This window comes from Ignatzschineria sp. 22MB058224, from assembly GCF_058188435.1.
In genome coordinates this window covers 1,445,016-1,459,794 of record NZ_CP187366.1, presented here as the reverse complement: position 1 = coordinate 1,459,794, position 14,779 = coordinate 1,445,016, and the positions used below count along the sequence as shown (strand labels likewise).

The 14,779-nt window shown below is 38.9% G+C and carries 13 protein-coding genes; 7 read left to right on the top strand and 6 right to left on the bottom strand.

Going from position 1 to position 14,779, the window contains the following annotated elements; translation table 11 throughout:
- Positions 1 to 310: 310 nt before the first annotated feature.
- The 3 genes from ACPF7B_RS06445 to ACPF7B_RS06435 all read right to left on the bottom strand — a co-directional run bounded on the left by ACPF7B_RS06445 (position 311) and on the right by ACPF7B_RS06435 (position 3,029).
- Positions 311 to 1,201 (bottom strand): diaminopimelate dehydrogenase, encoded by an 891-nt coding sequence (locus ACPF7B_RS06445; protein WP_490505003.1) that lies wholly within the window; start codon positions 1,199 to 1,201, stop codon positions 311 to 313.
- A 90-nt stretch (positions 1,202 to 1,291) separates the two neighbouring features.
- Positions 1,292 to 1,969: a methionine ABC transporter permease gene (locus ACPF7B_RS06440; protein WP_490505002.1), complete on the bottom strand. Its 678-nt coding sequence runs from the start codon at positions 1,967 to 1,969 to the stop codon at positions 1,292 to 1,294.
- Positions 1,962 to 3,029, bottom strand: a complete 1,068-nt coding sequence (locus tag ACPF7B_RS06435; protein ID WP_490505001.1) for a methionine ABC transporter ATP-binding protein — start codon at positions 3,027 to 3,029, stop codon at positions 1,962 to 1,964. Before ACPF7B_RS06435 ends, ACPF7B_RS06440 begins: the two co-directional genes overlap by 8 nt.
- A 350-nt stretch (positions 3,030 to 3,379) precedes the next feature.
- Here ACPF7B_RS06435 and ACPF7B_RS06430 point away from each other — a divergent pair, with 350 nt between their 5' ends.
- From ACPF7B_RS06430 to lpdA, 4 genes are all read left to right on the top strand, one after another.
- Positions 3,380 to 3,805 carry a DUF1090 domain-containing protein gene (locus ACPF7B_RS06430; RefSeq protein WP_490505000.1) on the top strand — a complete coding sequence of 142 codons (426 nt, stop codon included), beginning with the start codon at positions 3,380 to 3,382 and terminating at the stop codon, positions 3,803 to 3,805.
- Between the two features lie 402 nt (positions 3,806 to 4,207).
- Positions 4,208 to 6,877: a pyruvate dehydrogenase (acetyl-transferring), homodimeric type gene (gene aceE, locus ACPF7B_RS06425; protein WP_490504999.1), complete on the top strand. Its 2,670-nt coding sequence runs from the start codon at positions 4,208 to 4,210 to the stop codon at positions 6,875 to 6,877.
- 87 nt (positions 6,878 to 6,964) lie between these two features.
- Positions 6,965 to 8,656 carry a dihydrolipoyllysine-residue acetyltransferase gene (gene aceF / locus ACPF7B_RS06420; protein ID WP_490504998.1) on the top strand — a complete coding sequence of 564 codons (1,692 nt, stop codon included), beginning with the start codon at positions 6,965 to 6,967 and terminating at the stop codon, positions 8,654 to 8,656.
- Positions 8,657 to 8,665: 9 nt separating this feature from the next.
- Positions 8,666 to 10,450 (top strand): dihydrolipoyl dehydrogenase, encoded by a 1,785-nt coding sequence (gene lpdA, locus ACPF7B_RS06415; RefSeq protein WP_490504997.1) that lies wholly within the window; start codon positions 8,666 to 8,668, stop codon positions 10,448 to 10,450.
- Positions 10,451 to 10,543: 93 nt separating this feature from the next.
- Here the strand turns inward: lpdA and cgtA are convergent, their stop codons facing one another.
- The 3 genes from cgtA to rplU form a co-directional block, all read right to left on the bottom strand.
- Positions 10,544 to 11,671, bottom strand: coding sequence for an Obg family GTPase CgtA (cgtA, locus tag ACPF7B_RS06410; RefSeq protein ID WP_490504996.1), 1,128 nt, complete (start codon positions 11,669 to 11,671; stop codon positions 10,544 to 10,546).
- Between the two features lie 83 nt (positions 11,672 to 11,754).
- A complete protein-coding gene (rpmA, locus tag ACPF7B_RS06405) occupies positions 11,755 to 12,015 on the bottom strand; it encodes a 50S ribosomal protein L27 (protein ID WP_490504995.1) in 261 nt (86 codons plus the stop codon).
- A 25-nt stretch (positions 12,016 to 12,040) separates the two neighbouring features.
- Complete coding sequence (gene rplU, locus ACPF7B_RS06400) at positions 12,041 to 12,355, bottom strand: 50S ribosomal protein L21 (protein ID WP_490504994.1); 315 nt, start codon at positions 12,353 to 12,355, stop codon at positions 12,041 to 12,043.
- 312 nt (positions 12,356 to 12,667) lie between these two features.
- On the opposite strand from rplU, the gene ACPF7B_RS06395 reads away from it, so the two are divergent.
- From ACPF7B_RS06395 to ACPF7B_RS06385, 3 genes are read left to right on the top strand one after another with little or no spacing between them, the layout of a single operon-like run.
- On the top strand, positions 12,668 to 12,817 hold the full coding sequence (locus tag ACPF7B_RS06395; protein WP_490504993.1) for a type II secretion system protein: 150 nt from the start codon (positions 12,668 to 12,670) through the stop codon (positions 12,815 to 12,817).
- 5 nt (positions 12,818 to 12,822) lie between these two features.
- Complete coding sequence (locus ACPF7B_RS06390) at positions 12,823 to 13,791, top strand: hypothetical protein (RefSeq protein WP_490504992.1); 969 nt, start codon at positions 12,823 to 12,825, stop codon at positions 13,789 to 13,791.
- Between the two features lie 3 nt (positions 13,792 to 13,794).
- Positions 13,795 to 14,778 (top strand): hypothetical protein, encoded by a 984-nt coding sequence (locus ACPF7B_RS06385; protein ID WP_490504991.1) that lies wholly within the window; start codon positions 13,795 to 13,797, stop codon positions 14,776 to 14,778.
- Position 14,779: the final 1 nt, after the last annotated feature.

Below are 14,779 nucleotides of genomic sequence, written 5' to 3'. Positions count from 1 at the left end.
TAAAAAGTAACTTGAGGAAGAGGGATATTTTTTCTTAAGTTATTATTTTACAGCAAAAGCATTTGAATGATTATCGTGATTGCTATGAATTAGATGGGTTTTGAAATTAAATTACTATAAATTGATTAATCTGCGAAGATTAATGAATATCATAGCGAGCAATAACGCTTGTTATCAAATGAACGTATGTAAAAATTTTGTTAAAATCAAGCCATTTGCTACTGACGATAAAATAATGGGGCCGCTTTTTATTAGAAATTTTTATCAAAAAAAAGCACCCAGGGGATGCTTTTTTTGTTGTTAAAGAATATTAAACGAGTTGATGGATAAGTTCTTCACGATCTCCAGGGAGTAGATCAATTAATGGAATTTCGATCATCGTATAAGCGCCAGGAACTTGTTTTATTGCTGCTCTTGCTGAAGAGACTAGGATCTGAGCTGTCAAGGCGGGGTTGTTTATGCGCATATCAAACTCAAAAATTTGGTTGTCTGTTTTTCCAGAAACACCTTTACGAGTCATATTAACGCCATGGCCTGCGTCTTTAAGAAGATCAATAGATTCCACTTGTTGTACAACGGTATCGTCATTCTTGAAATAGTCATCATTTAAGATCGTATTTTTAACTTCATCAAATGAAATACCATCTTCGATCTCTACATAGACCATGCGTCGATGCTGACCTGTGCCGATAGGAATAGTCATTGACAGAGCATCTTTGACACCTTTAATTGCTTTTACTGCAACGGAATGCCCCATACTCATACCAGGACCAAAGTTTGTATACGTGATTCCTTTAGGTGCCGCAGCAAGAAGTAATGCACGAATCATTGAATCAGAGCCGGGATCCCAGCCAGCAGATAGTAGTGCTACTTTACCATGAGCTTTTGCAACCTTATCTAGTGCTCTACGAAGATCGACGATATCCGTATGGATATCGAAACTATCGACCGTATTAATACCTTTTTCAAGCATTTGGATAGCATATTTTTTAATTTCGCGGCTGGGTACGCATAAAATAGCAATATCGATATCTTTTAATTCATCAATATTTTCAACAACAGGATATTTAACGCCTGGAATTGGGGTCGCTTTACGACGCACAATACCAGCTATTGAAAAATCTGGTGCAGCTTCTAACGCATCAAGTACATAGCGGCCTATATTGCCGTAGCCAATAATTGCAGCATTTATTTTGCTCATAGGTATATATCTCCTGTTGTGAATTAAGAATGGTAGGTTAAGTAAAACCCACGTTATAAAATACCTCGATATCGGGTCATTGATAAAGAATTATTTTCGTGTGTAATGGCGAACTAATGCATCACCAATCCATTGAATAACTTGAACGATTATGATTAGTACGAGGACAATAAGATACATCAATTCAGCCATATTTCGGTGGTAACCAAAACGTACTGCTACATCTCCAAGCCCTCCTGCACCAACGGAACCTGCCATCGCTGTGTAAGAGAGAATTAAAATCCCTGTCACTGTAATACCAGCAATAATGCTCGGTCTTGCTTCCGGTAATAAAATTTTCCAAATAATAGTGCGAAGGGGAGTTCCCATACTTTGGGCTGCCTCTATAACGCCACGATCAATTTCTCGGAAAGCTGTTTCAGCCAATCTCGCAAAAAATGGTGCAGAGCCAATCACGAGTGGGAATATCGCGCCTTTAACTCCCATTTTTGTTCCCATTAATTTAAATGTTAGTGGAAGAAGTACCACAATTAAGATTAAAAAGGGAATAGACCGTAAAATATTGGTGAAAAAGGAGAAGAGACGGTAAAAAATAGGTGCAGAGAGCAGTTGCGATGGTGATGTTAAAAAGAGTGCAACCCCCCAAGGTAAACCAATAATAATTGTAAATAACCACGTAAATCCAAGCATGAGTAGTGTAAATAATGTGTTATCCCAAATAATTGTCCAATATTGTGTATTAGAGAGTGCATCAATAATGCTATTCATGGTGTGAGCCCTCATTTATATTTAATTGTTTTAAGGTCTGTTGTGAATTTAGGGGCATGATGGCAATATCATTATTTTCGAAGAGTTTGAGTGCCTCTGTCTTTTCGGAAGTAGCACCTTGTAGTGCGACAATCAATTGCCCGAAAGGGATATCGCGAATATAACTGATAGATCCCGAAAGGATTGAAAGATCAATATTGCTTTTTTTGATGATTTGACTGAGGCGCGGCTCAAATGTTTCTGAGCCTACATAGGAAATTTGATAGAGATTATCGGCTTGTGTGGGATGATGTTCGAGGTATTTCTGTAGTTTATCGCGCTCAGCTTTATCAAGAATAAATTCTTGGGTCACACCAGATTTAGGATACAAAAACACCTCTTCTACTGGGCCTTCTTCAATAATTTGACTGTCATGAATAACCGCGACACGATGACAAATGGAGCGAATAACTTCCATTTCATGTGTGATAAGCACGATAGTCAGCCCAAGCTTTTTATTAATATCAACCAATAATTCTAAGATGGATTGTGTCGTTTGCGGATCAAGTGCTGAAGTTGCTTCATCACACAGAAGAACTTTAGGATTATTAGCTATTGATCGGGCGATTCCAACGCGTTGTTTTTGTCCGCCTGAGAGTTGGGCAGGATACTTATCTTGATGCTCTTCGATACCGACTAATGTCAGTAATTCCAATACACGTTTCTTAATATTGGATTCGCTCATTTTCTCTAGGCGAAGTGGAAAAGCAATATTATCGTAAACTGTTTGGCTTGAAAGCAAATTAAAGTGTTGAAAAATCATGCCTATTTTGCGTCGAGCATACATTAGCTCGCGATTTGAAAGGGCGGTTAAATCAACATCATCGATGATAATTTGCCCGCTATCTGGGCGTTCTAGTAAATTTAGACAACGAATTAATGTGCTTTTCCCCGCGCCTGAATGTCCTATTACACCAAATATCATGCCATTATCAATGGAGAGGTTAATTCCTTGAAGGGCTACTTTTTTTACGCCCTTATCTGTGGGGTAAGACTTTTGCAATTGTTTAATTTTAATCATGTGATTATTTTCTTTGTTAACAATGAAAGTTTTAAACTCTATATTCTACCAAAATAGCGTATTAGATTGAGTATTTATATGGTTTATTTAAAGTTTTCAATTGTTTATATTGTATTATCGGAGTTCTGAAAATGGAGAGCGCTTGTAATGACATATCTCGTCATAAATTACTAGAAGATTAAATAGTGATCCATAATAATGGTTGAAAAGTTATTGACAATTTTATACTTATGATTTGTTATTCTCCTAAAATGGTAGAAATTGTTCTGATTAGAAGCATATTTCTTGACGCTTATATAAACAACGTTTTATAAGCGTTTTTTTGTACTTAAAAATGGAGATATTAGAAAATGAAAAAGTTCAGTGTGATTGCGCTTGTACTCTCAGGTCTTATGATTCCAACGGTAACGATGGCTGATTATGGTTGTCAACGAAAGCTTGAAGCTTTAGAAAAACAGTTAGACTATGCAAAAAAATATGATAATAAATATCGTATCCGTGGATTAGAAACAGCAATTTCTAATATAAAAACATACTGTGGCGGTGGTTATTCTATCGATTCACCTCAAGCAAAATCGTATTATGAGGCAGAACAACGCTTAGAACTTCTTGAGAAAGTAGCAGATGCAGAAAAAGATAAAGCTAAAGCGGAATACAAACTTCAAAAGGCAAAGTTAAAAGGTGATATTGAAGATCAGTATGAAGCTGAATATAAAATTAAAGAAGCGCAGATGCGTATAGACATGTATAGCGGTTATTTAGATGGTATGAAATAATGATCGTGAAGAATATTTAGTTTTTTGTGAATAGCAAGAGTGGCTATATTGGCCACTCTTTTTTTTATCTCAAAATAGAGTAATGATAAGAACAAACTGTTGTCAAAGAGCGTAAGCATAATAAAAAAATTGGGAGGATATTATGATTAGAGCTGTAAAAATAAGCGTAAATTTGATGGAATATCCGTTATACTGTTAAAGATTTTATTTGTATTATTTTAAGTAGTTGCAAAGTGATAGATAATGTCACTTTGAGTTTAATAATTATTGTGAAAATAACAATATAGGGACTTTAAAGAGCCAATTGTTGTTGCAAAGATAGGCTAATGTTACCGAGCCTATTCCCATCAATAAGCCTGTCACAAAATAACAAGGCTTATTAAAAGTAAAGAGGATGATTTTATGGCAGACCAAAAGTTATTGAATGACATTGATCCGTTAGAGACCCAAGATTGGGTCAATTCAATTGAGAGTGTCCTTGAAGTTGAAGGTGAAGAACGTGCACACTTTTTAATTGAAAAAGTGATTGAACGTGCACATCGTGATGGCGTTCAAATTCCATTTATTGGTACTACTGAGTATATCAATACAATCCCCGCAGATAAGCAACCACGCTACCCTGGTAACTCTGAATTAGAGCATAAAATCCGTTCTTATATTCGTTGGAACGCGATGGCGATGATTGTTCGAACAAATGCCGAAGATTCAAGTCTTGGTGGTCATATTGCAAGTTATGCATCGTTAGCAACCATGTGGGAAGTCGGATTTAATCATTTCTGGAAAGGAAATACAGACACTCAAGATGGTGATTTGATCTTCTTCCAAGGTCATTCAAGCCCCGGTATCTACGCACGTGCTTTTATTGAAGGACGTATTACGGAAGAGCAGATGGATAATTTCCGCCGTGAAGTAGACGGCAAAGGGCTTTCCTCTTATCCACATCCTTGGCTCATGAAAGATTTTTGGCAATTCCCAACAGTATCGATGGGATTAGGTCCAATTCAAGCGATCTATCAAGCGCGCTTCTTGAAATATCTTCACTCAAGAGGACTTGCAAATACAGAAGGGCGCAAGGTTTGGTGCTTCTGTGGCGATGGTGAGATGGATGAGCCAGAATCATTAGGTGCAATCTCACTTGCAGGTCGTGAAAAACTCGACAACCTTATTTTTGTGATCAACTGTAACTTACAGCGTCTAGATGGGCCTGTTCGTGGTAACGGTAAAATTATTCAAGAGTTAGAGTCAGGTTTTCGTGGTAATAACTGGAATGTGATTAAACTTATTTGGGGGAATGGTTGGGACTCGCTCTTAGCTCAAGATCATGATGGTTTACTGCGTAAGCGCATGATGGAATGTGTTGATGGAGATTACCAAACTTATAAATCTCGTGATGGTGCATATGTGCGCGAGCATTTCTTTAATACACCGGAGCTTAAAGCAATGGTTGCTCATATGTCAGATAACGACGTATGGCGTTTAAATCGTGGTGGTCATGATGAAAATAAAGTTTATGCAGCGTATGATGCGGCAGTGAAAACAGAGGGACAGCCAACTGTCATTTTAGTGAAAACAATTAAAGGTTACGGAATGGGTCAAGATGGTGAAGCACAAAATGTTGCTCACCAACAAAAATCTATTAGCCTAGAATCTCTTCGTCGTTTTCGTGATCGTTTCGAAGTACCAATTTCGGATGAGGATTTGGAAGAAGTAAACTTTATTCGTCCTCCAGAAGGGAGTCCTGAGCTTGAATATCTTCATGAACGTCGCCGTGCATTAGGTGGGTATGTACCGTCGCGTCGGGTTCAAGCAAAAGAAAAGCTTACAGTCCCGAAACTAGATGCCTTTAAAGCACAATTAGAAGCAACGGCAGAGGGGCGTGAAATTTCTACAACAATGAGCTTTGTTCGTATTCTTAACACTATTGTGAAAGATAAAGAAATTGGCAAACGCGTTGTACCAATTTTAGTGGATGAATCACGCACCTTCGGTATGGAAGGAATGTTTCGTCAATTAGGTATTTGGTCACAGGCAGGGCAACAATATACACCGCAAGATGCTGGACAACTGATGTTCTATAAAGAAACAAAAGACGGACAAATTCTTCAAGAAGGAATTAATGAAGCGGGTGGAGTAAGTTCGTGGATCGCTGCTGGTACAGCATACTCAAACTCAAATGTTGAGATGATTCCATTTTTTGTTTGTTACTCAATGTTCCAAATGCAACGTACGTTAGATCTTATTTGGGCAGCAGCTGATCAACGCACCCGTGGGTTCTTAATGGGGGGGACAGCAGGTCGTACGACGTTAAATGGGGAAGGTCTACAACATGAAGATGGCCATAGTCATGTGTTGGCAAGCTTAATTCCAAATTGTAAATCTTACGATCCAGCTTTACAGTTTGAGCTTGCAGTTATTATGCAAGATGGTCTACGTCGCATGGTTGAGGATCAAGAGGATGTTTTCTATTACATCACGATTATGAATGAGAATTACGCTCATCCAGAAATGCCAAAAGGAGTTGAAAAGGATATTCTTAAAGGAATGTATCTTTTAAAAGCTGCCACGAAAAATAAACATCCAAAAGTTCGACTTTTAGGTGCTGGTACGATTTTACAAGAGGTGATGCATGCGGCAGAACTTCTAAAAAATGAGTGGAACGTAGAGAGTGATATTTACAGCTGCCCGAGTTTTACAGAACTGGCACGTGATGTTCATGAATGTGAGCGCCAAGCATTGTTCCATCCAGATAAAACGGCACCAGAGTCGTTTGTATCTAAGAAGCTTAATGGTGAAGATTCGCCTATTATCGTTTCAACAGATTATGTTCGTATGTATGCGGAGCAAATTCGTTCAGCAATTAAAGCCCCATATCGTGTACTGGGTACAGATGGTTTTGGGCGTTCAGATACACGCGCCCAGCTTCGTAAGTTCTTTGAGGTTAATCGTTACTACGTTACAGTTGCTGCATTGAAAGAGCTTGCAGATGCTGGAACAATTGAAAAATCAGTTGTTGCAGATGCAATTAAGAAATACAACATTGATGTTAAGAAACCAAATCCACTTTGGGTTTAAATTGAAATGAAATGCTCCTTTCCTAGGTAAGGGGCATTTTCTTCTACCTGAGCTGGTGATTTAACAGATATATAAAGGATAAAACTTATGGCAAATATAGAATTACGAGTGCCAGATATTGGGAATTTCGACGCAGTTGATGTGATTGAAATAAACGTAAAAGTCGGTGATGTTGTTTCTATCGATGATACGTTGATGACATTAGAATCTGACAAAGCATCAATGGATGTTCCAGCAGAAAAAGCGGGAAAAATTGTAGAGATTTTGGTAAAAGTAGGCGATCAAGTTAAAACAGGCGATATTATTGCGCGCATTGAAGCCGCAGATGACTCTGCTGTATCGGAAACTACTGAAACAGAAGATGTAAAAGTAGACATGATAAAAACTGTTGATGATAAGCTACAAGCAGCTAAAACAGAATCAGCCGTACCGCAAGTAGCAACAACAGATGGAAGTGCTGAAATACGTATCCCAGCAGTGGGGAATAATGATGAGCTGGATGTGATCGATATTCCTGTCAAAGTTGGAGATCTGGTTAATATTGATGATACTATTGCAACGCTAGAGTCAGATAAAGCATCGATGGATGTGCCGGCTGATAAAGCGGGCAAAATCACAAAAATTGCGATAGCAGTCGGTGATAAAGTTAAGGAAGGGGATTTAGTTGTTACGATTGCAACGACCTCTAGTGCTTCAGTAAGTGTGCAACCCTCTAAATCAGAAAAATCAGTTCCTGTGGCAGCTAAAACGACTGAAATAGTTGTGAGAAATGAAAGCGAAGAATCTACTTTAAAGGCACCTCATGATGCTAATCAGATTCCCGTAGCTCCGACTTCTAATCAAGCATCGTTGGATTTCAGTGGAGTCCATGCATCACCTTCTGTACGCGCTTTTGCTCGTGAGTTGGGTGCAAACCTCAATGAAGTTACGGGATCTGGTCGTAATAATCGTATTTTAAGAGAAGATGTTCTAAGTTATGTAAAAGGTATTCTTTCTGGGGCGACATCATCTTCCGTTGGTCGAGTTGCTAATGTCAATGGTGGTGGGTTAGATCTACTTCCTTGGCCAAAAGTTGATTTTACTAAATTTGGGGAAGTCGAAGAGAAGCCGTTGAGTCGTATTCAGAAAATTTCTGGTGCAAATCTCGCGCGAAATTGGGCAATGATTCCACATGTTGCACAATTTGATGAAGCTGATATTACTGATCTCGAAGCGCTTCGAAAGCAGCTTAATAAAGAGTATGAAAAGCAAGGTGCGCGTGTAACTATTTTAGCGTTCCTTTTTAAAGCAGTGGTGAAAGCACTTCAAAAATTCCCTGAGTTCAATAGCTCTCTTGAAGGCGATAAATTAATTCTTAAAAAATACTACCACATTGGTTTTGCGGCAGATACACCAAATGGTCTAGTTGTACCAGTTATTCGTGATTGTGATAAGAAGGGTGTTTTAGAGATCGCCGCAGAGATGCGGGAGCTTGCAGGCCTTGCCCGTGAAGGTAAATTGAAACCTGATCAAATGACAGGAGGTTGTTTTACAATTTCCTCACTTGGTGGAATTGGTGGTACTAACTTTATTCCAATTATTAATGCACCGGAAGTTGCGATTCTTGGTGTGGCGAAAAATCAAATTAAACCTGTATGGAATGGGCAAGAATTTGAACCTCGTTTAATGATTCCGTTATCACTCTCATACGATCACCGTGTTATTGATGGTGCGCTGGGTGCTCGTTTTATCGTATATCTCAATGAGTTGTTAACAGATATGCGCCGTATGGTTATTTAGGAGGTCACAATGATTATTGATTTGAAACTTCCAGATATTGGAAATTTTGATAGTGTTGACGTCATCGAAATGCATGTAAAAGAGGGCGATATCGTGGCGCTAGATGATACGCTCTTAACGTTAGAGTCGGATAAGGCTTCAATGGATGTGCCGGCTGAAAAAGCGGGTAAAATCACAGAGATTTTAGTCAAAGTGGGTGATGCTGTTAGCGAAGGAACGCTTTTTGCAAAGCTAGAAGTCGCAGATGCTTCGGAATCCTTGGCTAAGCAGGATATCTCCCCAAAAGCTGATATGTCTAAAAAAGAAACAGCTAATCAACCAACTCCGAAGATTGCGGAAAATTATGCCAAAGCCACTGACTCCGCTACAACTTCTATTGTTGATGCTGATTGTGATCTTGTGGTGATTGGTGGTGGACCTGGCGGTTATTCAGCCGCTTTTAGAGCAGCTGATCTTGGTTTAAAAGTAATTTTAGTGGAGCGTTATTCGACAATTGGTGGCGTTTGTTTGAATGTGGGATGTATTCCATCAAAGGCATTACTCCATGTTGTGGATGTAATGGAAGCTGCAAAATCATTTGCTGATATCGGTGTAACGTTTAGCAAGCCGAAAGTCGATTTAGATAAACTACGTGGTTTTAAAGAATCGGTCGTTAGTCGTCTGACCAGTGGCTTAGAAAGTATGGCTAAAATGCGGAAAGTGGAGGTTGTTCAAGGTTTTGCAACATTTAAAAACGATCATCACTTAACTGTTGAGCTAGCTGCTGGTGGTGAGCGAGAAATCAGCTTTAATAAGGCAATTATTGCAGCAGGTTCCTCAGCAGTTAAATTACCATTTTTGCCAGAAGATCCTCGTATTATCGACTCTACCGGTGCGCTTGAATTACAAGATATTCCTAAAAAGTTACTTGTGATTGGTGGCGGTATCATTGGTCTTGAGATGGCGACTGTTTACTCTACATTGGGTAGTGAAATCACAATTGCAGAATTTGCAGATGGGCTTGTCCCAGGTGCTGATCGTGATTTAGTAAAAGTTTTTGAAAAATATAATAAAGAGCGTTTCCATCAAGTAATGCTTAAAACAGGTGTTACGGGTGCAAAAGCAACAAAAGCCGGTATTGAGGTGACATTTGACGGTGAGAATGCACCAGATGATCCATTAGTCTTTGATAAGGTGCTTGTGGCTGTTGGACGTCGCCCTAATGGATTAACTCTACATGCAGAGAAAGCTGGCGTGAATGTTGATGCGCGCGGATTTATCTCTGTTGATAAACAAATGCGCACTAATGTGCCGCATATTTTTGCTATTGGCGATATTGTAGGTCAGCCTATGCTTGCTCATAAAGCTGTGCATGAAGGTCATATTGCAGCAGAGGTGTGCGTTGGTGAAAAACGTTTCTTTGATGCAAAATTTGTGCCATCTGTTGCTTATACCGATCCAGAAATAGCTTGGGCAGGCTTGACAGAAACAGAAGCGAAAGCGAAAGGTATTCCGTATGAGGTTTCTATTTTTCCATGGGCAGCGAGTGGTAAAGCGATTGCGAATGGTCGTGATGAAGGTTTTACGAAGCTTTTATATGATCCAAAAAGTAAAGTTATTCTTGGTGGTGCAGTAGTCGGTATTCATGCAGGTGACTTAATCGGAGAAATTTGTCTTGCTGTGGAGATGGGGGCAGATAATTTAGATATCGGTCATACTATTCATCCTCATCCAACGCTAATCGAATCTGTTGGAATGGCGGCTGAAAATATTATGGGAGCATGTACAGATCTTCCGCCTATTCGTAAGAAATAGCTCAGTAATTATTTTAAATAATAAAAAGTCCCGTGGTTACTAAATACCGCGGGATTTTTTTATTTTTTATCTGAAAAGAAGAATGAATAAAGATTATTTATCTGAATTCATCATTGCGTAATATTCTTCTTCACTTAAAAGTTTATCGCGTTCTTTTAAGATTGCTTTTTGTGCCGCTTCATCATAGTCATTGACTTCATCTGCACGTTCTTTGTCGATTTCATCCATGATTTGATAACACATTTCACGAGTTTCCATTTTTGCAATTGCAGAAATTGCGAAATGGGGCATTGAACGATCCCATTTTATAGCAGTGAGAAATTCTTCAATCTTTTCTTGGCGATCACCTTCAGGAATAAGATCAATTTTATTCATCACTAACCAGCGAGGTTTTTCGTGCAGCTCGGTACTATACTTTTTAAGCTCTTCCAGAATCGTGAAGTAATCTTCAACAGGATCTTGAGAATCACTTGAGGGTGATATATCGACAAGATGAAGCAGAATAGATGTACGGCTCAGATGTTTTAAAAACTGGTGACCAAGACCAACGCCATCAGAAGCGCCTTCAATTAATCCCGGGATATCAGCAACAACAAAGCTGCGTAACTCATCAATATCAACAACGCCTAAACTTGGAACTAATGTTGTAAATGGATAATCTGCGACTTTAGGGCGAGCGCCGGATATTGCGCGAATTAATGTTGATTTTCCAGCATTAGGAAGTCCTAAAAGTCCAACATCTGCCATTACTTTTAGCTCTAAGCGCAATTCGCGTTCATCGCCTTCTGTGCCAGGCTTTGATTGACGCGGTGCTCGGTTAGTTGATGTCTTGTAGCGAGTATTTCCTAGCCCATGAAACCCACCTTGTGCAACTTTGACAGATTGACCTTCTCCCGTTAAGTCGGCAATAAGTTCATTGGTGACATCATCAAATACCTGTGTACCTAATGGTACGTCAAGGTAGAGATCGTCACCATCTTTCCCTGTTCGATTTGCACCAGCACCATCTTCTCCGCGTTCAGCGCGATAAGTACGTGTATAACGATAGGTCATCAGTGTATTGAGTTTTTTAGTTGCTCTCAGAAAGATGCTGCCGCCATCACCGCCATCACCGCCATCAGGCCCACCAAAAGGAATAAATTTTTCTCTGCGGAAGCTTACGCAGCCATTGCCACCATTACCTGCTACAACAACAATTTTAGCTTCATCTATAAATTTCATATACTTACCTCAGAATAAATGTGAGGAAATAAAAAAAGCTCCACAAATATCATGGAGCTTTCATAACTGTTTAGTACGAAATATTAAGCAACAGGATCGATGCTTACATATTTACGTTTGCCTAAACCTTTGGTTTCGAATGTTACATGACCATCAGTTTTAGCAAAAAGTGTGTGATCTTTACCAATACCTACGTTTAATCCTGCATGAAAACGTGTTCCACGTTGACGAACAATGATTGAACCAGCTGATACAAGCTCACCACCAAAACGCTTTACTCCAAGACGTTTACTTTCTGAGTCACGACCGTTACGGCTCGAACCAACACCTTTCTTCTGTGCCATAGTTTAAGTACCTCTATCTAGTTAATTAAGCGTTAATGCCAGTGATTTTGATTTCTGTAAAATGCTGGCGATGTCCTGCATGATGACGATAATGCTTACGACGACGGAATTTAATAATGTCGATCTTACGAGTACGACCTTGTTTTTTAACTTCCGCTGTCACTTTAGCACCTGCCACCACAGGAGTACCTACAGTTACATTACCATTTGCACTAACAAGAAGAACATCATTTAATTCGATGTTTGAACCTTCTTCTGCGCCTTCGATTTTTTCAATGCGGAGGATTTGACCTTCCGCAACGCGATACTGTTTACCGCCCGTTCTAATTACTGCATACATAATTGCTGAATGCTCCGCATAAATTAATTCACATAAAATATTCGTTCAAACCAGCCATTTGAGAGGGGACTACAAAACGGTCGGGTTTAAGAGGGGTAATATTAAAGCCTAACTAAAAAATAGTCAAGAGGACATTAGTAGAATGTTGGAAAAAAAGCGAGTTAATGGCCTGTAAGAAAGATATAGGCTGTTCTGCCTTGTCGGTCGTGTTACAGGGGGCTTGTGTAACTTGTTGATAGTTAACTGAAGTGTTTTTGTTTAACCGCTTACATTTAATCGCACTATCTTTATATAAGCTAAGTAGGGGGTGAGATGGAGAGAGGTGTGACATTTGTGGAGCTATTAGTTGCGTTATTAATAATTTCAATCGTATTGTGGTCGATGACGTTCTTCATTAAAAATAGTGATATTCTGCTTGAGCGACTAATCGAACGCGAAAAAATTTTACAAAAGAGAGATTAAGGGGCGTGTTTGATTGTAGATATTTGCATAGGGGAGAGGATTGTAAGATTTTAAGTAATGATCATGGTCATTCTCTTTTAGAGCTTGTAGCCGGATTAGCGCTCTTATCGTTACTTTTTGTGATTTTATTGCCTGCTCTAAAGCATATAACGTTTAAAGTTCATAGTATGGAGAAAAAAATCGAAGTTCTAAATTCAGTTATTCAAGCAAAGAGTCTTATTAAACGCGATTTATCGGAGCTTTTTTTTACGCCAATATGTCCAGAAATGCTTCCAAGTGAGCGCGTTATGGTGTTAGGAGAAGGTGTGAATGAGTCTATTCGTGCAAAGTTCGCTCATAAAGTGATTATCTCTAAACCATCTCTGGAACAGCAGCAATCGCTTCTGAATTTTATTTCTCCTCAAGGTAGAGGGATAATGCATTATTCGCCGAAGCCTGTTAAAAATCTTTCAGGTCTTATTGAGGGGAGTCACATAATGCTTGTTCGTGGACTTCAGTTGCTTGAAGCTAAAATTCATGGTGCTTCAATAACAGTGCATATTCCAGAGAGATATAGAGGTCTTAAGGAGTTAGGATTTTACTTAACTGATTGTAAACGTAGTCTCTTTATAAAGGGGAAATTTAAAGAGGAAGGGGTGATTATTGAAGATAGTGATCGGCAAAAGATAGCTTCTATTTTTAAAAATGGAGTGCAAATTTATCTATTTCGAGAACAGCTAATCTACTTACAAAAAAATGGCAATAAACCTGTGTTAGTTATTGATTATTTAGATGGTCAGGCTTTTGTTCGTATTAACAATATTTATGATTTTCGAGTGGAACAGCGACAGGATAAAAAATTCTATATTTTGTTGGTTGTAGGTATTCCTGCTTTATATCAACAACCAAAAGTAAATTACAAAGCTGGAGAATATCAAAGGGAGTTAGTAAATGTTCTATATGCGGATTCATTTTCTTTTTCTATTGTGGAATAGTTTATGATGAGAGAATCAGGAATGTCTCTTTTGGGTGTTTTGTCTGTATTGCTTGTGCTGAGCTTTTTGGTGTTGGGTTTCAAACTGACTATGACGCAGCAGATTCTTTTATCTTCTTATCGAGAAGAAGCGGTGAATCGGTATGCTAACGAGAAGGAAAAGCTATTGGATGCACTGAGGGTGTTGAATTCGCAAGGCAGCTTCGATAAAAATTTGAAAAGTAATAGTGAATGGGTGTTGCCCTATGGCAGTAGAAATTATGAAAACGTATATGAAAGTGCAGAGATTCAAGGTAAAGAGCTTATGATTAGTCTGCATGGTTTTTCTTTCAAGAGAAAAGTACACACCGTAGATGATTTACTAATTGAGTCTAGCTTGATGGATTCTCTTCAGATAATTAAGATTTTTGATGGGCTAGATGTGTATACGTTTAATGTGCCTTGTGAAGGTGTTTGTCGGGGAGATCGCGAGCCGTTATTGGTTGGTCGGGTTACTAACGTTGGTTATTTAGCCATGGTTGCTGGATATTTTTGGATGTTATCGCCATTCGTTGCCCCGTATCGAATGGGGCAGGCTGTTGATTTTCACAAGTATATCGCATCGTATTTAGATAATTTTGATCTTTCAATTTTTTCAGAACATAAGGGGTCTGTGAAACTTGATCGGTATAAGATTGATACAGAAGCTTTACGATTGCTGAAAATTGACACGCAGACGGTTGTAAAGAATATCTTTGGGCGCTATGAGTTGCTTGATGTAAATTTTGATGGTATTGCGATGATGATCGATTATGAAGACTTTGAAAAATCGAAACTCGTAACAGCAACTTGGGATGGGCTCCCTATTTGGGGGGATAAGGTTGTTTGGAGTAAAAAAGATTTAGTTGGCGGTTGTGGCGAGGGGGAAAAGGTGTTTGAACCATATATTGGATGGCGAATAGGTTGTGAAGCAGCAAACAAAGTATGGATCCTGTCGCGAGATTTATAAT